General features: G+C 61.9%; 31 protein-coding genes. 22 read left to right on the top strand and 9 right to left on the bottom strand.

Translation table 11 applies throughout. From position 1 onward, the window contains the following. Positions 1-254 precede the first annotated feature (254 nt). From NKH80_RS26680 to NKH80_RS26645, 8 genes are all read left to right on the top strand, one after another. Positions 255-914: a hypothetical protein gene (locus NKH80_RS26680; RefSeq protein ID WP_352994622.1), complete on the top strand. Its 660-nt coding sequence runs from the start codon at positions 255-257 to the stop codon at positions 912-914. A gap of 2 nt (positions 915-916) precedes the next feature. Beyond that, positions 917-1,408, top strand: coding sequence for a hypothetical protein (locus tag NKH80_RS26675; protein WP_352644935.1), 492 nt, complete (start codon positions 917-919; stop codon positions 1,406-1,408). Next, positions 1,408-4,116 carry a hypothetical protein gene (locus NKH80_RS26670; RefSeq protein ID WP_352994618.1) on the top strand — a complete coding sequence of 903 codons (2,709 nt, stop codon included), beginning with the start codon at positions 1,408-1,410 and terminating at the stop codon, positions 4,114-4,116. Before NKH80_RS26675 ends, NKH80_RS26670 begins: the two co-directional genes overlap by 1 nt. Beyond that, complete coding sequence (locus NKH80_RS26665; protein ID WP_352994615.1) at positions 4,079-4,699, top strand: DUF1851 domain-containing protein; 621 nt, start codon at positions 4,079-4,081, stop codon at positions 4,697-4,699. The genes NKH80_RS26670 and NKH80_RS26665 overlap by 38 nt, the downstream gene beginning before the upstream one ends. 272 nt (positions 4,700-4,971) lie before the next feature. Further along, positions 4,972-5,346 carry a hypothetical protein gene (locus NKH80_RS26660; protein ID WP_352705219.1) on the top strand — a complete coding sequence of 125 codons (375 nt, stop codon included), beginning with the start codon at positions 4,972-4,974 and terminating at the stop codon, positions 5,344-5,346. 141 nt (positions 5,347-5,487) lie between these two features. After that, positions 5,488-8,685 carry an SGNH/GDSL hydrolase family protein gene (locus tag NKH80_RS26655; protein WP_352994612.1) on the top strand — a complete coding sequence of 1,066 codons (3,198 nt, stop codon included), beginning with the start codon at positions 5,488-5,490 and terminating at the stop codon, positions 8,683-8,685. 3 nt (positions 8,686-8,688) lie between these two features. After that, on the top strand, positions 8,689-8,907 hold the full coding sequence (locus NKH80_RS26650; protein ID WP_254820489.1) for a hypothetical protein: 219 nt from the start codon (positions 8,689-8,691) through the stop codon (positions 8,905-8,907). 33 nt (positions 8,908-8,940) lie between these two features. Then, complete coding sequence (locus NKH80_RS26645; protein ID WP_352994609.1) at positions 8,941-9,558, top strand: class I SAM-dependent methyltransferase; 618 nt, start codon at positions 8,941-8,943, stop codon at positions 9,556-9,558. An 83-nt stretch (positions 9,559-9,641) separates the two neighbouring features. On the opposite strand, the gene NKH80_RS26640 is transcribed toward NKH80_RS26645, so the two are convergent. From NKH80_RS26640 to NKH80_RS26615, 6 genes are all read right to left on the bottom strand, one after another. Further along, complete coding sequence (locus NKH80_RS26640) at positions 9,642-10,193, bottom strand: acyltransferase (protein ID WP_352705213.1); 552 nt, start codon at positions 10,191-10,193, stop codon at positions 9,642-9,644. A 1-nt stretch (position 10,194) separates the two neighbouring features. After that, on the bottom strand, positions 10,195-10,437 hold the full coding sequence (locus NKH80_RS26635) for a hypothetical protein (protein ID WP_352705211.1): 243 nt from the start codon (positions 10,435-10,437) through the stop codon (positions 10,195-10,197). 255 nt (positions 10,438-10,692) lie between these two features. Further along, complete coding sequence (locus NKH80_RS26630) at positions 10,693-10,866, bottom strand: hypothetical protein (RefSeq protein WP_352740647.1); 174 nt, start codon at positions 10,864-10,866, stop codon at positions 10,693-10,695. A 167-nt stretch (positions 10,867-11,033) separates the two neighbouring features. Next, a complete protein-coding gene (locus NKH80_RS26625) occupies positions 11,034-11,201 on the bottom strand; it encodes a hypothetical protein (RefSeq protein ID WP_254820491.1) in 168 nt (55 codons plus the stop codon). A 176-nt stretch (positions 11,202-11,377) separates the two neighbouring features. Then, entirely contained in the window at positions 11,378-11,527 is a 150-nt protein-coding gene (locus tag NKH80_RS26620; RefSeq protein ID WP_023721750.1) for a hypothetical protein, read from the bottom strand. Positions 11,528-11,700: 173 nt separating this feature from the next. Continuing rightward, on the bottom strand, positions 11,701-11,886 hold the full coding sequence (locus tag NKH80_RS26615) for a hypothetical protein (protein WP_254820493.1): 186 nt from the start codon (positions 11,884-11,886) through the stop codon (positions 11,701-11,703). A 151-nt stretch (positions 11,887-12,037) separates the two neighbouring features. On the opposite strand from NKH80_RS26615, the gene NKH80_RS26610 reads away from it, so the two are divergent. From NKH80_RS26610 to NKH80_RS26585, 6 genes are all read left to right on the top strand, one after another. Continuing rightward, entirely contained in the window at positions 12,038-12,841 is an 804-nt protein-coding gene (locus NKH80_RS26610) for an N-acetylmuramidase family protein (RefSeq protein WP_352505489.1), read from the top strand. A gap of 1 nt (position 12,842) precedes the next feature. Further along, the gene (locus NKH80_RS26605; RefSeq protein ID WP_352740641.1) at positions 12,843-13,055 is read left to right on the top strand and encodes a hypothetical protein; all 213 of its coding nucleotides are present in this window, start codon (positions 12,843-12,845) and stop codon (positions 13,053-13,055) included. Then, on the top strand, positions 13,055-13,324 hold the full coding sequence (locus tag NKH80_RS26600; protein ID WP_352505491.1) for a hypothetical protein: 270 nt from the start codon (positions 13,055-13,057) through the stop codon (positions 13,322-13,324). Before NKH80_RS26605 ends, NKH80_RS26600 begins: the two co-directional genes overlap by 1 nt. Further along, a complete protein-coding gene (locus NKH80_RS26595; RefSeq protein ID WP_254820497.1) occupies positions 13,309-13,512 on the top strand; it encodes a hypothetical protein in 204 nt (67 codons plus the stop codon). Before NKH80_RS26600 ends, NKH80_RS26595 begins: the two co-directional genes overlap by 16 nt. Then, on the top strand, positions 13,512-13,835 hold the full coding sequence (locus NKH80_RS26590) for a hypothetical protein (RefSeq protein ID WP_352505661.1): 324 nt from the start codon (positions 13,512-13,514) through the stop codon (positions 13,833-13,835). Before NKH80_RS26595 ends, NKH80_RS26590 begins: the two co-directional genes overlap by 1 nt. A 171-nt stretch (positions 13,836-14,006) precedes the next feature. After that, complete coding sequence (locus tag NKH80_RS26585; protein WP_254820498.1) at positions 14,007-14,306, top strand: hypothetical protein; 300 nt, start codon at positions 14,007-14,009, stop codon at positions 14,304-14,306. A gap of 59 nt (positions 14,307-14,365) precedes the next feature. Here NKH80_RS26585 and NKH80_RS26580 read toward each other — a convergent pair whose 3' ends face one another. Beyond that, a complete protein-coding gene (locus tag NKH80_RS26580) occupies positions 14,366-14,641 on the bottom strand; it encodes a hypothetical protein (RefSeq protein ID WP_352994604.1) in 276 nt (91 codons plus the stop codon). A 168-nt stretch (positions 14,642-14,809) separates the two neighbouring features. Here NKH80_RS26580 and NKH80_RS26575 point away from each other — a divergent pair, with 168 nt between their 5' ends. From NKH80_RS26575 to NKH80_RS26555, 5 genes are all read left to right on the top strand, one after another. After that, positions 14,810-15,103, top strand: coding sequence for a hypothetical protein (locus NKH80_RS26575; RefSeq protein ID WP_352644917.1), 294 nt, complete (start codon positions 14,810-14,812; stop codon positions 15,101-15,103). Positions 15,104-15,467: 364 nt separating this feature from the next. Further along, positions 15,468-15,773, top strand: coding sequence for a DUF1236 domain-containing protein (locus tag NKH80_RS26570; protein WP_352475486.1), 306 nt, complete (start codon positions 15,468-15,470; stop codon positions 15,771-15,773). A 124-nt stretch (positions 15,774-15,897) separates the two neighbouring features. Further along, a complete protein-coding gene (locus NKH80_RS26565) occupies positions 15,898-16,110 on the top strand; it encodes a hypothetical protein (protein WP_254820502.1) in 213 nt (70 codons plus the stop codon). 81 nt (positions 16,111-16,191) lie between these two features. Continuing rightward, positions 16,192-16,410, top strand: coding sequence for a DUF2934 domain-containing protein (locus NKH80_RS26560; protein WP_352505494.1), 219 nt, complete (start codon positions 16,192-16,194; stop codon positions 16,408-16,410). A 457-nt stretch (positions 16,411-16,867) separates the two neighbouring features. Continuing rightward, positions 16,868-17,545 (top strand): hypothetical protein, encoded by a 678-nt coding sequence (locus NKH80_RS26555; RefSeq protein WP_352994601.1) that lies wholly within the window; start codon positions 16,868-16,870, stop codon positions 17,543-17,545. 143 nt (positions 17,546-17,688) lie between these two features. Here the strand turns inward: NKH80_RS26555 and NKH80_RS26550 are convergent, their stop codons facing one another. Continuing rightward, on the bottom strand, positions 17,689-18,021 hold the full coding sequence (locus NKH80_RS26550; protein WP_352505496.1) for a hypothetical protein: 333 nt from the start codon (positions 18,019-18,021) through the stop codon (positions 17,689-17,691). Positions 18,022-18,296: 275 nt separating this feature from the next. Here NKH80_RS26550 and NKH80_RS26545 point away from each other — a divergent pair, with 275 nt between their 5' ends. From NKH80_RS26545 to NKH80_RS26535, 3 genes are all read left to right on the top strand, one after another. After that, the gene (locus tag NKH80_RS26545; RefSeq protein ID WP_352505497.1) at positions 18,297-18,551 is read left to right on the top strand and encodes a hypothetical protein; all 255 of its coding nucleotides are present in this window, start codon (positions 18,297-18,299) and stop codon (positions 18,549-18,551) included. A gap of 185 nt (positions 18,552-18,736) precedes the next feature. After that, a complete protein-coding gene (locus NKH80_RS26540; protein WP_352505498.1) occupies positions 18,737-19,984 on the top strand; it encodes an aconitase X in 1,248 nt (415 codons plus the stop codon). Continuing rightward, positions 19,981-20,403 carry an aconitase X swivel domain-containing protein gene (locus NKH80_RS26535; RefSeq protein WP_352505499.1) on the top strand — a complete coding sequence of 141 codons (423 nt, stop codon included), beginning with the start codon at positions 19,981-19,983 and terminating at the stop codon, positions 20,401-20,403. Before NKH80_RS26540 ends, NKH80_RS26535 begins: the two co-directional genes overlap by 4 nt. Here the strand turns inward: NKH80_RS26535 and NKH80_RS26530 are convergent. Continuing rightward, a complete protein-coding gene (locus NKH80_RS26530; RefSeq protein ID WP_352752319.1) occupies positions 20,400-20,609 on the bottom strand; it encodes a hypothetical protein in 210 nt (69 codons plus the stop codon). The genes NKH80_RS26535 and NKH80_RS26530 overlap by 4 nt on opposite strands. Between the last annotated feature and the right edge of the window lie 79 nt (positions 20,610-20,688).

The following is a 20,688-nucleotide window of genomic DNA, read 5'->3' as shown; positions in this document are numbered from 1 at the left end:
TGCCTCTCCAAAGAATCCTTTCTCAGCCTAAACTCAACCCCAAAATCGCCATATGCGATTCCCCTGCCCTCGAGGGGGAGATGTCGCCGAAGGCGACAGAGGGGGTCGGCACGTCCTGACGCGGCCTCCCATCGCGAATTGAAGGGGTTGGCGCTCCACGCGAGACGACCCCCTCTGGCCTACCGGCCATCTCCCCCTCGAGGGGGGAGATCACCTCTCTGTCCTCCATCGCTTCCCCAACCAAGGAACCTACCGTGACTCAAATCCCCCATGCCGAGCAACTCGGCAAGGCGCGGACGGCTGCCGATTTCGCTGCCATCCGCGCCTTGCTCGACACCGACCTCAACAATGCGATCGCCCGCAAGCAGGAGCTGCAACAGGCCGAGGATCGCGCGATTTTCGGCGAGGGCGACCTGGCAGCAGCCCGTGCCGCATTAGACGACTGCAACGATGCAATTGCGCTCGTCGAGAGGACCATCGCGGCAGCGGACAAGCGCCGCATCGCCGCCGCCCGAAGCGAAGCCCGCGTCGACATTGAAGCGCTTGGCGCCGAGATCCGAACAAAGGCGGCTTCCCTCGGTGAGCGCTGGAAGAGCGTTCACGAGCTGATCGAGCAGCTGCGCCAGGAGCTGTTCGCGGCCGATGCCTTGAGCCGAGCCGTCACCGCCGCCAACGGCCTTTTCGATGCCGACGGCGCCGTCGACCTGAAGGTCGACCTGACCACCATCCGGCGCACCGCCATGGCCGGTCCTCGCGCCACCACACCATCGCGTCTCAGCCGTCCGGCGATCCAGGCGGACCGACTGCTTTTGTCCTTCCTCAGCCCCGGCGGCGTGCTCGACCGGCGCCCCGCGATCGGCGCACCGGTCGACGGCATCAACAGCAAATTCATTCCCGCCGGCGAACGAGGCTGACCATGTGCACACTAGCTCTTATCGGTACGGCGCTTTCCGTCGGCGGCGCGCTGGCGGAAGGCCAGCAGTCCAAGCAGATGGCCGACTACCAGGCCAAGGCCTATGAACAGCAGGCGCGGGCCGACGCCCAAAGCTCGGCCTTCGAGCAGGGCCAGGAGCGCCACAAACAGGATCTCCTCCAGGCTCAGGCGCGTGCCCAGGCCGGCACTTCGGGCGTCGCCATTTCTGGTTCCCCGACCGAGGTGCTGACGGCCAATGCCAGGCAGGGCCAGCTCGACCTCAAGGCGATCCAGTACGGCTCGCAGCTGCGCCAGAACGGTCTCGCCACGCAAGCGGCGATCGCGCGCTTTTCCGGCAAGCAGGCGGTGGGCGCCTCGATCTTCAAGGCCGGCGGCAGCCTCGTGTCGGGCATCTCCGGCCTCTACGACCCGGCCAAGACGGTGACGTTCGGCAGAAGCGCCTTCCCGCCGGCGCCGGGTGGAGGCCTCTACTGATGGCCACCATCCCGCTCCAGCTTGCCCAGCGCCGCCTCGACACCGGCACTGTGGCCTCCTATCCCAACGGCTCGCCGGTGGGCGCCGCCATGCAAGGCTTTGGCGACGAGTTGTCGGCGATTGCCGAACGCTTCCGGCAGCAGAAGCAGCAGCAGGATGCGTTCGACGCCGGCATTATCGGCCGCGAGCTGAACGCACGCATAGCGCACGCCGAGGCCGTGGCGGTGCAGACCGCGCCGGCCGACGGCGGCGGCCTGCACGACTTCATGTATGGCCAGCTCGATCCGCGCAGCGACGGCGTCGTCAAGCCCGGCCTATTCGACCAGATCTTCGACGACACCGCGGCGAAAGTGCCGCAGGGCGAACGCGCGAATTTCCTCGCGCAAAAGCAGGCGTTGCGGCTGGCCGGCTCGGCGCGCATGGCCGCGCAGCAGCACGCGCGGCGCCAGACCTATGAGCAGGCCGAGTGGAGCAAGGTCGAGCAAATCTATACCAGCTCGATCGCGCAAAGCGACCCGAACGACACAGAAACATTCGAGGCGATCAGGCAGAGCGGGCTCGACCTGATCGGCAAGATGGGCAACCCGCTTGCCCGGCAAGCGGCCGAGGCCGCCTGGCGCAGCAACACGGCAAAGGCGCTTGTCCAGGCGATGATCGCCCAAGACCCGAGGCGCGCCGCCGGGATGCTGGGGACTGGGCCGGTCTCAACGGACGGCAGGACTAAGGACGATATCATCGAGGCTGTGGGCGGACCTCGGGCGAGTGGGTCCAGCGTGCTGGCGACGCGCGAAGCGCCCGTAGGTGGCCTTCCATCCGACGAACCACCTATCCGCATGGGTTCCATGGAGCCTGTCGGAAATAGAGCCTGGGCTGCCGCAGGACCCTGGATTGCCGACCTGTCGCCGGACGCGATTCAGGATCTCGGCCAGAAGGCGCAGGTAGCGACTGCCGCAAGCCTGGTCGATGCGCGTACCAACATCGACCTTGCTTACCAGAATGCGCCGGCTGCCATTGCCAATACCGGCAGCTATTCTGGCAAGACCCCGGGTGCCGAAGACTTCACTGCCGTATACGGCGCCGAAGATGGCGGCAAGCGTCTCCGAGCCTTCAACATAACGGCTGATATCGGTCGCGCGGTTTTCGACATGCGACCCGTCCCGAACCAGGCGATACACGCCCAGATTCGGGATTTTGAGCCCGGCCCCTACGGCGCGCCGGAAGAGCGCAAGCAATATGAGATAAGGGCCGGCGCCGCGCAATTGGTGCTTGGTGCCAGGCGCGCCGATCCCGCCGGTTACGTCGGCCAACTGTTCCCGAACCGTGCTCCGGACTGGGACAAGATCACAGATCCTGAGGATTATAAGGCCGCCGTCACCTGGGCCGTCGCTGCTCAGCAGGAGTTGGGCTTCGACCGAATACTGCCAATGCCTTGGGCTGTAGCTGGCCAGCAGGCGGCGAAATACATCGACCAAGGCGTCCCGTTCGAAAACCGCTTTGCCGAGTTGAGTTCGATCGTCCTGGCGGTTCGCGATCCGGATGCCCGCAAGGCAACAACCCAACAGATTTCTGTGGCGGCGGAAGCCCAGTGGCGAGCCAAGGCCGCCCAATATCCGAACCTCGCGCCAGAGTCGTTGGAAGCCCAGGTTGCAGTGCTCAAGAACGGGCTGGCGTGGATCGGGGAACATCCGGCCCGAGCCCAGTACAGCACCATGCCGCTGCTGCAGCAATTCGGCTTGGCATTGTCGGATGTCGGCCGCCTCACGGCTAAGGGCGTGGCTGCCGACGGTGCGGACGCGATCTCCGCCGGGCTGGACTCCGTTTGGTCGAGCGGAAACTACGAGAACCTTCTTGAAGATGAGCAGGCCGAGACAGAGGACGCCGAGGACCGGGCCGCCTCGGCCGGTTGGGTGGCAGAGGCCCTCGGCGCAGGCTTAAGCGGATATGCCCTGGCGACGGGTTTGTTCGGTTTGCTGGGTCGGGCAAGCGCTGGCGCGGCGGCGGAGAACGGCGTGATCGGTCTTGGTGCCCGAACCGGCGTAGCGGGTGTGGCGGGTGGCACTTATGGCGGGGCATACGCCTTCAACACAGGACAGAGCGTCCCCTGGGGAATTGCCAACGGCGCGCTTTGGGGGGCGGGCGGCAATGTCCTTGCCGAGGGACTCAGTGCAGTTGGCAGCCAGGTGGTGGCAAGGCTGGCGGAGCGTCCTGCGAATGCTGGTTCTGCTGTAACTCCAGAAGCTTCGGGTCCTCGGATATCCGAGGCAATGCCAGACCCGCTTGCTACAGATGTGGGAGCAACCGGTGGCGGCACCAGCGAAATCTCTGTTGGTCAAGACCTGCATCTATATTACATGCCTGAATGGGACGTTGCGCAACGGGCTGCCGCGGATCTCAAAGTGCAGCTGTTAACTGCTGCTGAAACCGTCGTGAGCCGCGCGGTTCGGGTCATCAAGGGAGCTCGTATGAAGTTTATTGCCGCCGGTAATAAAGTCCCCGCTAGCAGCCATGTTGATCATACAATTGATTTGCAACTAGGAGGTTCTGACAAGCTATCCAATATGGCCACATTGGATGCGAGTGTTAACACCAGCCTTGGTTCTCAGATACAGCAGCGGATCAAGCATTTGCCTTATGGAACCAAAATTAACAAAGTAACGATTGGAGATCGCAATGTTCGAGACATTTCGCCAAAACTTCCCGGTGGATAGTAGGGTGCCCGCGGACGCCGGCAATTTCTCCCTGGATACGAAAGTACCTGGATTAAGCGAGCTGCTGGCCAGTTTCGGCGGTGCTTCGTTCAAGCACGGTTTGTACAGGATAATCCGGGCGCAGGACGTGGCACGTTGGAACGCACGTGTCTGCCTGGGTTTTCCGGAATTCACCGGCCGGATCACCTGCTTTGGTTATGATTGGCTGGGGACGGCGCTTGCAGTCGATAGCCAAAGGCTGGAACAAGGGGAACCTGGTGTCGTGATGTTCGAGCCGGGCATGGGCGAGGCTCTTCAGGTGCCTGCCAACATCCGGACCTTCCACGAAGTCGATGTCATCGAGGACGAAGATGCAGCATTGGCCGCCAATCTCTACTCAGATTGGCGTGAGGCCGGCGGCGCCGAGCCAGCCTTTAACCAGTGCGTCGGCTATAAGATACCGCTGTTTCTCAACGGGAAGGACGAAATCAAAAACCAGGAGCTGTCGGACCTGGAAGTCTATTGGCACATAATGGGCCAACTTATTGCGAAGGTGAAAGACCTGCCACCGGGAACACCTGTCAATATCCGAGACCTTCTCTAAAACAGGGTTTCCGCTGATCTGCCACTGGGGAACTCCCGTTCGAAGCTTGGCTAGAGGCGGTATTTGCCTCTGGTCTGAAGGGGTGCAACCCCCTGCGGTCTGTGATGCGCGCTATCGGTTTTGTGGCCGGACGGCCCGAGTAGAGCGTGCCGCAACCGGGCCAGCGGTCTGATTGTGGTCACGATGCTGGCTTATGGCCTGATAACCGCAGAGCGATCCCAGTCGGTGGTGCCTTCTGGATCGCCTCCCATTTCAGACGAAGGATTGACCTGTTGCGCACTGACTCTTTTTCGACCATGGCAAGGATCGTTTTTCTGCTCACCTTGGCCGGCGTTCTCCTGCTCGCGCTTTCGCCGGTGCGCTTCCTGCAGGAGTTGGACCTGGGCTTCACCTTCCACCACGACAAGCTCAACCACGCCGCGGCATTCGCGGTGCTGGCGGCGCTTGGAAGCCTCGGCTGGCCGGAACACAAGACGAGACTGGTCCTGCTCCTCGCCATCACCGGCGCGGCGATCGAGCTTCTTCAGGGCGCCCAACTGATCGCGCGCGATATGGATATCCTCGACTGGGTCGCAGACTGCGCCGGCATGGCCTGCGGACTGGCGGCCATGGGCGGCACAAGAAGGCTGATTGGCGGATTGCTGTAGCCCGTTGCCGCTCTCTGTCCGGAAAATCGCCGGCTGCGCCGGATAGCGCGGTGTCCGGCCGCGTAGCTTAAGTCTCCCACCGACAGCACTAAACCCCTTCCAGCCTCGCTTATGCGGGGCTTTTTTATGGAGCAAGCCCTCATGTCCCGACCTGCAACTGCCGCCGTTCGTCTCCTGACCGGCGAACGCGAACCCGTGCGCCTCGCGACCACGGCCGACATCCTCCTGCACGGCCTGCAGGCGATCGACGGCGTGCCGGCCGAGGTCGGCGACCGCGTGCTGGTCAAGGACCAGGCCGACCCGACGCAAAATGGCATCTACACCGCGAGCGCAGGCGAATGGTTCCGCGCCGCCGATGCCCGCACTACGCGCACCCTGCAGAAGGGCACGACCGTCCACACCCAGATCGGATCGGTCAATGCCGGCCGCGTGTTCGAGTTCACGGCCGACGAGCCGGCCGTCGGCGCCGATGCCATCACCGTCGCCGCATCCGTTCCGCCCGACATCGCGGACATGGTCGATGAGGTCGAAGCGTTGCGCGATGAAACCCAGGCGCTGAAGGATGCTGCCGAAGCCAGCGCCGGCCAGGCATCCGCCAGTGCCGCCGCTTCCGCCGCGAATGCCGGACAAACCACAGCCGACCGGGCTGCGACCAATTCCGATGCCGTCGCCGCCGCGGCCGCAGTCATCAGTGCCCAGGCTGCACGCGACGCTTCGCTCTACGGCAAGGGCATTTTCCCGACGACTGCTGCGGCAATCGGCTTCGGCGTCGCCGGCAACGGTGCGATCACGCCAGGCTCGGGCGGCGCCAACGGCATGTTCGACCTGGCGTTTACCGGCGGCACCGGTTCGGGCGCTGCCGGCCGCTTCGTGGTGGCGGGCGGGGCGCTGACGCAGATACTGATCACGGCGCCGGGCTCCTACACAGTGGCGCCGACGTTCAGCTTTGCGGCGTCGGCAGGACTGGCCGGCGCCGCCGCCGCGGCGGTGCTGGGCAGGAATGTCGATGTCGGTGAGTATTTCTGGACCGAAGTTTCGACAGGTTCTTTGGGGTTGTTCAATGTTGGGGCCGGACCGGTAGCAGTTGATACGGGCGTCCGGGCGGCAACGGCGGAAATTGGCCTGATCAGCTCAAGGATCGTCGGACCCGTTCCGATCACGGGTTCCGTCGGCGGCACGGTGATTACGAACGACAGCGTCTATTTCTGGCCTGGATCGCTGTCGACGGTCGATGAATATCTGTCGACCTTGGAGCTTGGATTTGGCATCGTGCCGGGAACAGCCCACATCCTTATTGCCCACGTCGAGGGCGACGGGACGCTTAGCCTGGTTTCCGAGCAGACAATGTCCGTTCCAGCCGGCCCGTCGTCTGTTGTTTCAGGGCTTTCGATCCTGAAGCCTGCCGGCAGCGTCATGGGCGTCCAGCGCACTGGCGCTGGTAGCTGGTACTACACTGCCGGGGCAATTCCGAACGGCGAAGTCGAGTGGTTCACGGCGGCGGTTCCGGCCTCGCACACTGCCAAGACTATAGGCGCTGTAAATGGTCCGCAGTGGAAGGCGACCTTCACCGGCGAAGTCGCCGTCAAGGCGCGTGCTGCCTATACCACGGCAAACGGTCTCGTTTCCGCTGTCGGCGTTAGCCAGGAAATCGGCTGGCCGACGCTGGTCAACACGGGGTCGGACGTTCCGGGCAGCTACAGCGTCATCATGCAGACGCCAGCGCCGGCCGACGGCCATATTACAGCGGTGGACGTTGGCGCTGGCGCCGGCGCTGCGCTCATTCATGTAGTGGACTATCTCGGCGGGTTGGTGGTCAACATCCTAAGCACATATGCGGTGACGCTGGTCAACGGGGTCGTTCATATCCCGCTGGGTATCCCAATCCCAGCCGGCAAATATCCGGCGATCAGCGGTGGCGCCTACAAATTTCAAAACAACGTCAACCCGCAAGGCATCCCGGCATGGATCAAATCAGGCGCGCTGTCGAATGGCGCGACCGTAGCATCGTCCGCCCAGCATCGGTACGAGGTCCGCTTTACGATCAAGACCGGTCTGCTCGCCGATGCCGACCGGGCCTTGACCGGCGGCGCTAGCAATACCGGCATGAACCTGCTGGCTGGCGCCGATCCTAACGGCGTCGTCGATGCGACCGCGCTGTTTGCGTCCGCGGCGAGCGCTCATCCCAATCCCTATGTGCCGCCTGGAAATTTCGCCTTGACGGCCATTCCCGCATCTGGCGACGGTTTTTGGGGACCTGGCAAGCCGGCCGTCAACAGTAAGCGCTTCTTCATTCCGCGCCGGCCGTCGCTGCAAAATCTCTATGACGGCTTTCGCGCGACGATGGCCGAACACATCGCCAACAACGATGTGCTCTGCCTGATCGCCGATAGCATCGGCCATTGGGCGCTTGCCAGCGACGGGCCGAAACACTGGTTCAACCTGGTTACGCGTTTTGCCAATATCGGCATTGCCGACGATGAACCGGGCATGACTGCTTTGCGGCCAAGCTCTACCTACCTTCCGACTTTCTATGGCGTTACCGTCGCCGGGAGCGTGTCGACAGGGTCGCGCGGGCCGATCGGCGAGAGCATCATCCTCGCCGCCGGCGCTTCCTTGGCGTTTACCGGCACCTATGAACAGGTCGACGTCCACTACACTCAGGACGCCGCTCAGGGATCGCTTGCCTTTGTCTTCAACGGCGGCGCGGCGTACAAAACCGTCAACTGCGCCGGCGCCCTGGCGCTTGATAGGTATTCGGGGCCGTCGCTCACCGGGCAGGCGGCAAGCGGCAATTACACTCTTACGGCTGTCGGCTGTCCTGTCGAGATTACCGGGCTCATCAGGCTTGGCGTCAAGGCGGCCGGCTCGCGTCCGCGCCTGCGCACCTTGCGCGCGGCACACGGCAGCTATGCCTTCTCGTCATTCAACACCGCGCGTCTTACATCGGCCGCCGCTCAATGCGGCTACGCCGGCGGCAAGATCGTGCCCATCCTGGCGCTCGGCATCAATGACAGCTTTGGCACGCCGCCGGCCACGATATCGGCAAACATCGCAACAATCATCAACACGCTGGAAGCGGCCGCTGCACCGCGTATCCTTGTGATGCCGCCGACGCGGCCGTCAGCCGCATGGGATGCAAGCTACACGGGCGGTCGGAGCTATGATGCCGCCCTTGGCGCTATCCGTCAAACCTATCGATCGCGCAATGTGCTGACCATCCCGATCGACGGCTTCGACTACATCAATTCGGGAAACTATCAAGAGGGCTTGCATTTCAACGATGCCGGCCATGACGGCAATGCGCTGCGCTTCATCGAACAAGTCGCGGAAAGGGGATAAGCAATGGCATTCGCTATTCAGCATAAGGGCGAAATCATCACCGAGCTCGAGGAGGGCGAGGAATGGCTGGTGGTGGGCGCAATGATCATGGTCGCAAAGCCGAAGGATCCGGCACACAGCCGCGAAATCCCGGTTCCTGACGGCGACATTGAGGGTCTCGTTGAGGTCTGGGTAGGCGGCGTAGTCGACGCTGGACGCCATTCGCAGGCAATGGCAGGATGAGGTCGGCGGGGGCTATCCTTGGAGGATTGTCTCATGGCGCATGCCGGCAGCATCATCGACATCTATGACGACTATTACGCCGATGGAAAAGTAGCCGCAAAACGGGACATAGCTTCAAACCAGTCGGTCGGGCACATCGAAGCGGTCATTCAAGGCCAATTCTTCGACAGGATTCTTGACATCGGGGCGGGCGAAGGTGCGGTGCTGGATAAGCTGAACAGGAAGGGGCTCGGTAAGAAGCTTGGCGCCGTCGAGATTTCGAAGAGCGGCGTCGAGGCCATCAAGGCAAGAAAAATCGCCAAACTGGACAGCATCGACGTATTCGACGGCTATCACATCCCTCATCCCGACAAGTCGTTCGATCTCGGGCTTGCCATTCACGTCGTCGAACACGTCGAGCACGAACGGATGTTTCTGAGGGAGGCAGCTCGGGTCTGCAAGAAGCTCTATATTGAAGTGCCTTTGGAGCATACGCGAGATCTCAGCAAGGCCATTCGAATGTCAGGGCCGTATGGGCATATCAACTTTTACACGACCCAAACGTTTGAAAACCTTCTCAAAACGTCCGGGCTAAAGGTAGAACGGCTAAAGGTTTTTGCGCACGACCTCGCCTATGGACAGCATTTGGCTGGCGAAAAAAAAAATGGGTAAAACACAGACTGCGGACCGAATTTCTAAGGTTTGCACCCAAGACGGCGATGCGCAGCATGGCCTACATGGCCGGAGCTCTGTGCTCAAGTCAATGATCTAGCAGCAGCGCCGCCGATTTGCTTTGCAGGATTACCGCCGACCATACTAAAGGGCGGCACGTCTTTCGTGACGACAGACCCCGCACCAACGACCGATCCCTTGCCGATCGTTACGCCCTTGAGAATAATGACGTTGAAGCCGATAAAGACGCTGTCTTCAATCTTCACTGGCGCAATGGTGATCTTTGACCAGTCCTTTTTTCCCTGATGCCAGTCGGCGACATCTTCCTTGCGGTCTTGCCAACCCGTCGCGTGTGAGTTGTGATCGACGACTGTGGTACCCCAACTAATGATCACGTCATCTCCGATTTCGATCTTCTCAGCCGCCACGAGGTGGCTCTTGCCGATATAGGATCTTTTTCCAACGGTGATCTTTGCATCGGCGCGATCGAAGGAAAAGACGCCGTTGATGATGCATTCTTCGCCGATCGCATGCTTGCCTCGCCGCAAACTGCGGACGCTCCGCAAACTTAGCTTCGTTTCGGGGCCGGAGTTGATGCCGGCTAGGCGGTAGAGGAATGGTGGAACGAACGGCATATCAGTTGCGGCCGAAGCGCGACTTTCGCACCCTCTCTGCGAAAAGCTGCGATCGCTCGAAGAAATGCTTCCAATGTTGGTGTTCAGATACCCCTTCGAAGAATGTCCGCGCCGCGTCTTCGAGGTCCGAATCAATATCTTCGAGGTCCGAATCAATAATTGCACGTCGGATTGGTGGCTCGTCGGCTAACTGAGCCGACAACCGAAATTGGCTGTTCGCAATAGACAGGTCAGCCTCCATCATCCATGCGTCTCTTTACGACCTAGCTATTGCGACAAGCGGCGACGGTTTGCAAGTTGCAAACACCCGCGCCCGCCAGTCTGGACGCCGTTTGAAAATCGCCGAAAAGACGTCGGAAGAATTGCTCTGCGAGGGCCGCTCTGGATGCTGTGCGCACCAACAATGGCACACCCGGCCGACCAGAAATCCTATAGCTGGAGTTGTATTTCGGAATTCTCAGGGTTCATCGCTGACGCGGACCCGTCGCCGGCGGAGCCGCTACCGTCTGCTGTCCTGCGGCTTCTGGTGAGGTTCCTGGCGTTTCGACCACCAGACAAAATAAAGCGAACCCATCTTCATCACAGGCACGCGGCGGTCGCGTTCCCGGGCTCGCAACTCACGATAGGTCTTCATCTTCAGAGTGCCGCCAGGCAACCTGATACGCACTGCCATCGGTCCAACTCCCGTTGTGCAACGCAGCAATTTTCGTGCAATGCGGTAAGTAGAGACCTTCCGTCACGGAAGAGTCAACAGCAGCCTCATCAACTTATCTTGCGAGCTCGCCTGCGGAGGCTGAGCGGGCTTCCCAGGCGCATGCCAGGTCGGAAGAATTGGGACGTTCACCGTGGCGACTGGTCGTCAATGAGTCGCTGGCGGTTCGACCACCAGGTGAAATAAACCCGGCCGATCTTGACGACAGGTATGCGGCGGGCGCGCTCGCGATCGCGCAATTCGCGGTACACTTTCACCTTCAGCGTGCCGCCGGGCATTCTGATACGTACTGCCATCGGCCCCCGCCTGATTGTGCAATGCAGCATCAAAACCTTCCGTGGCGGAAGAGTCAACGCCTGTCCGCTGACTTTTTCTGGGATTTGTCGAGCGGTCTCGGAAGTTTGGCGCGCACGGCGGTTCCTGATCCGGCACCGAGGCATCAGTGCCGGGTCGGGATCGTCGGGTGCCCGGGCTATTTCCTGGGCGAGGACTTGTTGGGCGACGATGGGCGATCGGACATGCCGCTCGGCCACCAGATGACGAAATAATTGCCGACCTGCCAAACCGGCACCTCGCGCTTCTGCTCGCGCCGCCGCAGCTCGTCCCTTTTCTTGATCTTCAAAGTCCCGCCTGGAAGCCTGATTCTTATCGTCACGTGTCCTCCCGTACCCGCTACAGGTACGAACGATAGACGGGAACGGTTTCATCCCGGCTAAGCAATTTCATCCAGGTCGAGCAATTTCGGGCGCGGTGGACGCAGGAACCGGGACCGGAGCGAGATCGCCGGAACCGGCTTCATTTGAAGAAATCCGCAATGCCGTTGATGGCCAGCACCGCGTAGACGATCGGTCCGGCGATAAACGCACAATAGAGGCAGAGGATCGCCGCCAGCACCAGCAGCAGCGGCTTGTCGCGACCGACGGCGCGGAGTTCGGACTTCACCGTCCAGCGCGCCGCAGCGGTTTGTTCGTCATCAGACATGTGCACCATCCCGCGGCCATTTCACATGGCGGGTCGAAAACATCAACCTTGCTTGCCACATCGGCGCGCGCTGCCGCCCAATTCTGCTCTGCCGCCACGCACGTGCCGTTTCACGCTCAAAACTCTGCCCGCGAGGGCGGAAAGGAAACCTATGGACCGTTTGTTCAAGGGCGCCGCCAGGCGCCTCGATGATATGGACTTGCCGAAACTCGGCGCCCGGATCGGCGTCGGCGAGGACGAGATGCACGCGTTCCTCGATGTTGAAACGAGCGGGCACGGCTTCGACGCCCTTGGCCGGCCGGTCATCCTGTTCGAGCCGCACGTCTTCTATCGCAACCTGTCGGGTGCCAAGCGGGCAAGAGCGGTAGCCGCTGGCCTCGCCTATTCGAAGTGGGGCGAGAAGCCCTATCCCAGGGATGGCTACCCACGGCTCAAGGCAGCTTGTGCGATCGACGAAACCGCGGCGCTCAAATCCGCGTCATGGGGTCTTGGCCAGGTTCTCGGCGAAAACCACGCCGCCGCCGGGTTCGCGACAGTGCAGGCCATGGTGGAAGCCATGATGGCCGACGAGGAAGCCCAGCTTGAGGCCGCGTTCAACTTCATCAAGACGAACAAGCTCGACGACAATCTGCGCAACCATGACTGGGCAGGCTTCGCCAAGGGCTACAACGGCGCCGGCTATCGCAAGAACGCCTACGATACCAGGCTCGCAGAGGCCTATCGCAAATGGTCGCGCATCAAGGACACGCCTTGGCCGTCTGCCGGCCCGCTGTCGTCGGCGGTCGTCCCTGCAACTCCGCCAGAGCCAGCCAGCCCAATTCCCGTTCCACAAGCGGCCGCCACGCACGCGCCTCCTGGGCCTCCTGTGCCTGCCGCCAAGCCCGGCTTCTGGGCAGCGCTGATCGCCACCATCCTCAAATTATCAGCAATCCTCAAACTATTCGGAAGGAAATGACATGTGGACCCGGATCAAGAGCTTCTTCCGCGACAGCGAAACAATTGTCTGGGCGCGGCTTCAGGCGGCTATCGGCATCATCGCGAGCATCGTCACCTATGTCGACCCGCAGGTTCTTTCGCCGGTCATCCCAGGGGAATGGTTCCCCTGGTTTCTTGTGATCAACGGCGTCTTGACCGAGTTCCTGCGCCGCCGCCGCGCCGAGGATTTGTGATGACCGCGCTCCTCGCCATTCTCAGCACCATCATCGGCAACAAGGTCGTCATGACGGTATTCGCTGCTGTGGCCGGCGGCATCGGCCTTTACATTGCAGGCGGCTTCAACCGGGCGAAGAAGGAGGCGGTCAAACAGGTCGAGGCAAAAATCGCGGCCGCCGAGGACCGCCTCGAAATGAACCGCGAGGCTTCCGCCGAAGGGCGGAAGGCCGCCGGCATGATCGATGCGGCAGCAAGAGCGGAGGCTGAGAAATGGGCAAGGCGCTGATCCTCTGCCTGGTGCTGGCCGGCTGCACGACAACCGCGCCGGCCGGCAATCCGCGGCAAGTCTGGTGCGACCAAAGTCAGCCACGCCGGCCATCCGCCCCGGTCGTCGCCGCCATGACCCGGCCCGAGCTCGACGAGATGAACGCCTTCAACGGGCAGGGCGCCAGATGGTGCGGGTGGACGCCATGATGCATGAGCTGCTCGACGTTCTGGGCATCAAGGCGCCGGTATTGGTCGCCGGCCTGTCCGGCGGCATTTTGCGGGCCTTGTCACGTCACCGCTACAAGGTCCGCGAAATGGTGGCCTCGCCGATCTGCGGCGCGCTGGCGGCGGCCTATCTGACGCTGCCGGTCGTGCATTATTTCCGCGCCGCCGGCCTGCCCTTTCCTTCGCCGGACGACGACACCACGACGCTGGCCGCGGCCTTTCTGATTGGCGTATCGGCGATGTGGATCTCGGATATCGTCTTCGAAATGATCGTGCGCCGGTTCGGGCCGGTGAAGGAGGAGTAAGCCGCCCAAGCCTGACTAAGAGTGACGTTCAGTTGAAGCCCGCCGCGCCGAAAGGTGCGGCGGGCTTTTGCATTTTTCCTGGCAATCTGTACGATCTTTTCTTTGCGAGGGCGGCTCGATCCGGCGCTTGCGAAACCAAGATGCGCGTTAGGCTTCACGGGAGATGGTCTCATGCTTGGCAGAGTCCTGACACAAGCGGCAGTCCTTACAGCCGGGGCGCTTCTGTTTGCCGCGACGGCCGACGCCCGGCCGGACAGCCGCGCGATGACATGCGAACAGACGCAGCTTCTGATCCAGAGGCATCGCTCGGTGGTGCTGACCACCGGCCAGAACACCTACGACCGTTACGTCCGCCAATTCGGCAATGAATGCGACTGGCCGCAAGTGCCGCGCTCCGCGTATATCAAGACGCGTGATGGTCAATGTCTGGTCTATCGCTGCCAGGAGCCGGTCTTCGACCTCCCGAATTGAAAGCAGAGGCTCATCCGACCGTCTACCCGGATAGCGAGCGCAGTGCGAAAGGCAGTCGCTCATTCCTCGTCGAAAGGACCACCTTCGCGTGCGAGATCGCGTGAAATAACGCGTTCCTCAGTATCGTCCGGCAAGGCCTCGTCGCTGTCCTGGTAGGCGTTGTCGTCGGCCTCCTCCGGCAGTTCGCCGTCTTTCTCGATGTCGTAACGGATGTCGCCGTTTTGCGGCACGCCGTCTGGGAGGATTCTCCCACTCCGGATGGCATCCCAGTCCTGTTGCTGGATGGTCGGGCTCTCTGTCTCGTCGTCGGTTCGTTCTTTCCTGCGCGGTTCCATCGCTGGTTCTCCATAATGTCGGCAGCCCTGAACTGGCTCAGTGGTTGAACTCATAAGTCTGGCAGCCGGTTCCGGGCCGCTGCGGTCTGGGCGCATTGCCGCACGACGGAACCAATCGCGCCTGCCCGCCTTCACATTCAGAAGATACTGGCGCGAAAGGAGCTCGACATGAGACCGCTCATTTTCTTGCCGTATATGCTAGGTGCGCTGCTGGCGGCGCCGGCGGCCGCGCAGCCGGGCGAACAGGCGCAATCCGACCGCTGCAAGGTCGAGCCGCAGGATCAGAAGAACCAGCAGCAGAAGCCGGCCGGCAACAATTTGTCCGACACGCTCGAGCCATGCGGTGGGGTCCTGAAGCCGCCGCCAACGGGCGATCAGGGCATGGCGGCGCCACCGCCGGACGAGGGCAAGACCCCGGTGCTCAAGCCCGGCGAGGTGCCGCCACAACCGCCAAAGCAGTAGCCGCTTCATTTGCGGCCACAGGGGCTTGCCCATGGGCGGTAACGTCGCGCTGTACCGGCAGGTTTGTTGCCCTCTCTCAGGAACATTAGCTTGTCCTAAACGTTGTTTCAGACGCAGCCGATATCATCCCCCTCCGGTGTCGCTGCTGATCGGGAAACCGATCGGCCGGCGTCTTGCGACGCGGGCCACCGTAGCTCATTTGCAGTTCATTCGCCGCACCGCGCGGGCACTTCACCGCCATTCGATTAGCCGCCACTTACGGAACAACAAGGTGGCGTGGGCGTTTGCCTAGAGGGTTCGCCGCTTCGACCGGAAAGCCGCGTCGCAACTGTAAGGGCGAGGCCCGTAACAACAGGAGTAGACGATGAAAATCCACCTTGTTCCTGCTGCGGCGGGATTGGTGTTGCTCGCCGGCGTCGGCGTGGCCACCGCGGACCAGGTGATTGTCACGCCCGAACAGCAGACGGTCATCCGCGAATACGTCCATAAGCACCCGTTGGCGTCGATCAATCTTCTGGGCGTGGAGCTCAATATCGGTTCCACGGTGCCAGATACGGTCGAGCTGCAACCGATCGATGTTCCCGACGTGAAGTACAGATACGTCGTCGTCGGCAATCGCACCGTGCTCGTCGACCCAGGCACCCGCAAGATCGTGCACGTCATCGAGTGATCGGCGTTCCAAACCGCGAACCGGATTTGGAAAGGTCACGGTCTAAATTATCGAATAAGAGCTCCATCCCGAGCGATCGGGATGGAGCCGCTGTCGTCGCGAAACAAGGAAAGGAGCCATTCCCATGCTGCCGCATGTCGAGCGGGCCAACGTGGCCGCCGCCGTCGACAAACTGCTTGCTGAACGAGGCGATGGGCTGCTGTCGATGAAGGCGGCGATTGCACTGTTGCGCGAACGCACCGGAACCGAGCGCTCGGACGCCGACCTTGAAGGGCTGATCATCAAGAAGGCGGCGCTCCTCGGCGTCGCCGTCCTGTGTGACAGAGAGGTTCAATGACGGTGTTGCCTGGGGATCAAGACGCCGGTCGAAATTTCAGCTAGAACAAAGTTGCTTACGCATAAACCGACGGAGGCAACGGTGAGGGACAGACAGGAACGGATTCGCCAGCGTGCACACGCGATCTGGGAACGGGCAGGCAGGCCCGACGGGGCGCATCAGCAACATTGGGATCAGGCTACCGCCGAAATCGACGCAGAAATCGCCACGAAAGAGAAGACCGCCAGCCGGCCGAAGCCATCACCACGTCAGCCTAAGACGGCGCCCGCCGCCAAGGAGGAAACCAAATCCAAGGCGTGACCACGCAAAGCGTGAACTCGAGCGGATTTGATTCCATCGCTGGATCTCGCGGTTCGGCGCTTTGTACTTTCGTCCGCGGTCGGCAGCAGAGACAGTCCAGACAGGTCAAAAATGACGCAGCACGGTGAAGCAAACCCGCGCAGAGCGGATCTTATCGGCCCATTGTTCTATTGCCGAGGGGTCGGTTTGATGTTGTGGTTTGCAGATTAGGAATTCGCCTTTTCGGCCGCCGACCCGTTGCGATGTTCGTCTGTTGCGGCGCCGACCAGCTGACTCTCGCATCGCTTCAAACTTTCGGAAAATTTCAATATAAATTTCACGCGGCTGTTCTTTGAAAATACACCATGGGACCAGCAAGTTGATCGGCAAAGAAACCGATCTTCTTCCTTGCACTTAGGGCGTAATGCAACCGGCGAGTTCGCGGGTTGCTCAGCGAAACTACAGCAGGGAGAATGTTATGACCATCAACATCAAAACAATCACCGGTGCAGTGGCAGGCAGCGTAGCGCTTTTCATGCTCTCGATGCCCGTGAATGCAGCGGACGGAATTGCCGTTGGTGTTGGAACATCCATCGGCGGCAACGGCGGCATCAAAGCCGGCCTCGGCGCGACGGTTGGCGGTCGCGGCGGCATCAACGCCGGTGCCGGCGCAACGGTCGGGGGCAGCGGCGGCATCAAGGCAGGCCTCGGTGCCTTGGTGGGCGGCAGCGGCATTAACACCGGTGCCGGCGCAACGGTTGGGGGTTCGAGCGGCATTGCCGCGGGCGCCGGCGCGTCGGTCGGGGGCAGAAGCGGCATCAACGCTGGTGCCGGCGCAACGGTTGGCGGTTCGAGCGGCATTGCCGCCGCCGCGGGGGTAGGTATCGGCAGCGGCGTTGGGGCTGGCGCGGGGGTCGGGGTCGGCAGCGGCATCAATGTCGGCGCCGGTGTCGGGATCGGTGGTACCAATCCGAGCAATCCGTCCAACCCGGGCAGCCCGCCCAATCCCAGCAATCCCAACTTGCCCCAGGTCGTTGCCGACATGTCGGGCGACAAGTTGGCCAGGATGAAGAAGCGCTGCGTCGACGTGCTGAGTAGCGAAGGCACTTACGATAGCGATCTGCGCCAATTGTGCCTGCTTATCGCGCGCCGCTAAGGCGAATACATCGGATGAAATGTCGGACCGGGCCGAAAGGCCTTCGTCCACCAGACCTCCAGCAGTCCAAAGCCCGCCATTGCGGCGGGCTTTTTTGCCGAGCACGTGGCGGCAGCATGGCTGGGCTCACAAGAGCACGCGCTTCAATGTGTTTGACGGCCAAGATCCGGCGAAACGGCCACCCCGCCTTCCAGGGCGTCCCAGCCCAATGCGGGGCTGCTTTGCATCAGCTGAGTGCACGCAAACTCCGCCAGATCGGCTTCCGCGAAGCCGTCGAACTCGATAGCTGCGCCTTGGAGCTGGGCTGCCTGCATGACGAGCCATTCGATGTCTTCGCGCGCAATATTCTCGGCGAGGTTTTGCAGTCGCACGGCTTCGGCGACAGCAGTCAGATTGATGGCAATCCCGGACCGCAATGTAGCTCGAATTCGGGAACCGACGTCTTCGTGCAGGCGAACCGAAAATCCGTAGCGCATGGAAAACCTTCCTTTCAGGGGCGGTTTGTCCCTCGTGTTCTACCATGCGCCCAGGGCTCGTGATTGGCAAGCGAAGACCCTTGAAAAATCGCTTCGTGTCAAATAGTTAGCGTATTTTGTTGATTGCCCATTTGATGCTTGATCTGCTTCATCGGACTTCTGCATGAGTCACACATCTGAAGGTCTTGACGTACTCTGCTCACGTACCTAATTCTACACAAAATCAGGAACATACTAACTCAGCTGCGCTTAGGCTGGTATGACTGGAGGCCGAGATGTCCGAACTGGAACGCCCGGAACGACTGCAGATCATGCTGACTGTCGATGAACTGGCGGCGTTGGAGAACTGGCGCTTCGAAAAGCACATGCCGAGCCGGTCGGCCGCGGTACGTGAGCTTTTGAGGCGAGGTCTCACAGCCGATGGTTTCCTGACGGCGGCGCATGGGACCAAGTCGCGCGACTTCGGCATCCTGCCGCATTCTGCAGATGGCGACCGCAGCACGGCCGACCGACCGTCGCAGAAGGAATAGCGCCGTTTCCGCCGTGGATCGCCCGCTCTCCGACCGTGCTTCGCGTCTCTCTCGCTTTGCGATGAGCTGTGAACGTCTGGTCTGCTGATCGCCGCGAAGTAGAAGAGATCCGAAGCTCTGTCTTGCCAGACGCTCCGCAATCAGGGAGTGCTTGATCGGCATAGTGCGGGCTCGGGAATTTGCCGATGACGCTGGAATTGACGGCCGGCGACCAGTCGATGCTGCATGGCGAGCAAGGCTCGGCAGCGGCTGCCGCCATGAAGATCCTGGTCGCCTTCGCGAAGGCGGTCGGCGCGCGCAAGTTGTTGAATATTGCCGGTGCCCATATCGACGGCTGCCTCTATCACGGCCAGGCTAGCCTCGATTTCGTCGAAAGGCTGATCGAGGGCGGCGGCCGCGTTCGGGTGCCGACGACGCTGAATGTCGGTTCGTTCGACCTCATCCATCCCGGATTGGTGAAGATGCCGATGTCGCAAGAAGCGCCGGCGCGTCGCTTGATGATGGCGCATCTGGACCTCGGCTGCCAGGCGACCTTCACCTGCGCACCCTATCAGACTCGATTCCGGCCAAGGTTCGGCGAGCAGATCGCCTGGGGTGAGTCCAACGCCATCGTCTTTGCCAATTCGGTGATCGGGGCGCGAACCAACCGTTATGGCGATTTCATCGATTTATGCTGCGCAATGACCGGACGCGCGCCGGCCTGGGGGCTGCATCTGAGTGAAAATCGACGAGGCCAGATCCTGTTCGAGCTGACTGGCGGTCTCGAGCCCAGCGACGCCCTGTTCGTGGGTGTCGGACTACTTGTCGGGCAAAAGAGCGGCGACCGCATTCCTGTCATATCAGGCCTGCCGCAGCCGCGCGACGAGGACCAACTGAAGGCGCTGGGGGCGGCGGCGGCAACGACGGGCGCTGTGGCGCTGTTTCATGCGGTCGGCATTACGCCGGAGGCGACGACGCTGGATGAGGCGTTGCACGGCCTGGTGCCGGAGGAAAAAATCCGGATCTCTAGCGCTGATGTCCGCCATGCGCTGGCCAGGCTGTCGAGCGTCCCCGACGGCGTGCAGCTTGCAGCCGTGTCGTTAGGCACGCCGCATTTCTCCCATGAAGAGTGGATGCGCCTGTTGCCGCTGCTGCGCGAAGTTGCGCCGGGCAGGGGCGTCCCGATCTATGTCAACACAGGGCGTGCCACGCTGACGCGACTGGAGGACGAAGGCGCACTGGCCGGCATGGAAGCCTTCGGCCTTGTCCCGGTCACCGACACCTGCACCTATGTCACGTCGATCCTCGAGCGTCTCGACGGCGTGGTGATGACCAATTCCGGCAAATGGGCGCATTACGCACCTGGCAATATCGGTGTCTCGGTGGCCTTCGGTGACATGGAAGACTGCGTCCGCTCGGCCGCGGCCGGCCGCGTCGTGCGAGGCGCGCCATGAAGGCGCCGGCCAGAACCGGTACATTCCACCTTGCCGGCTCCGCACAGGGCCCGGCGCTGGTGCTTTCGCAGGCGCTCAGCTTCTGGGGCGGGATCGATGTCGAAACGGGCGACATCATCGACCATTCGCATCCGGACCTGGGCGGCAATATCGCCGGCAGGATCCTGGTGATGCCGAGCGGGCGGGGGTCGTCGTCCTCGTCTTCGGTTCTGGCCGAAGCGATTCGCAGAGGGACGGGGCCGGCCGGCATTATCCTGGAGCGGCCGGACCCGATCCTTGCCATCGGCGCCATCGTTGCCGAATTCCTCTACGAAATCAGCATGCCGCTGGTCGTCTGCGACATATCAGGCATTGCCTCCGGCGACCGGATCGCTATCGGTCTGGGCGAAGATGCGCAAGCGATGGTGAGCAAGCTCTAGCCGGCCATCGTCCCGCCGCGCCCCGCCGCCAGGTCGACGCTGAAATCGAGATTGGCGTGGCCGTTGATGCGCCAGTTGGCAAAGACGTTGACCAGATCGAAGCCGTCATCGACGAGCGTCGGTTCGTCCGGTTTGCTGCGGTTGGTGCGCGTGATCTTGCCAACGCTGAGATATTGCGCGCCAACGGTAAGCTGGTCTTCCAGCATCCAGAAGCCGACGGTCGCCGCGAGCGGTCGAGCGGCGTGTTGTTCAGCGGCTGGCCGGAATAGAGCGCGCCCGCAAGAT

Source organism: Mesorhizobium sp. M0904, assembly GCF_040319475.1.
GTDB lineage: Bacteria > Pseudomonadota > Alphaproteobacteria > Rhizobiales > Rhizobiaceae > Mesorhizobium.
This window is presented reverse-complemented; position numbering and strand designations above follow the sequence as displayed.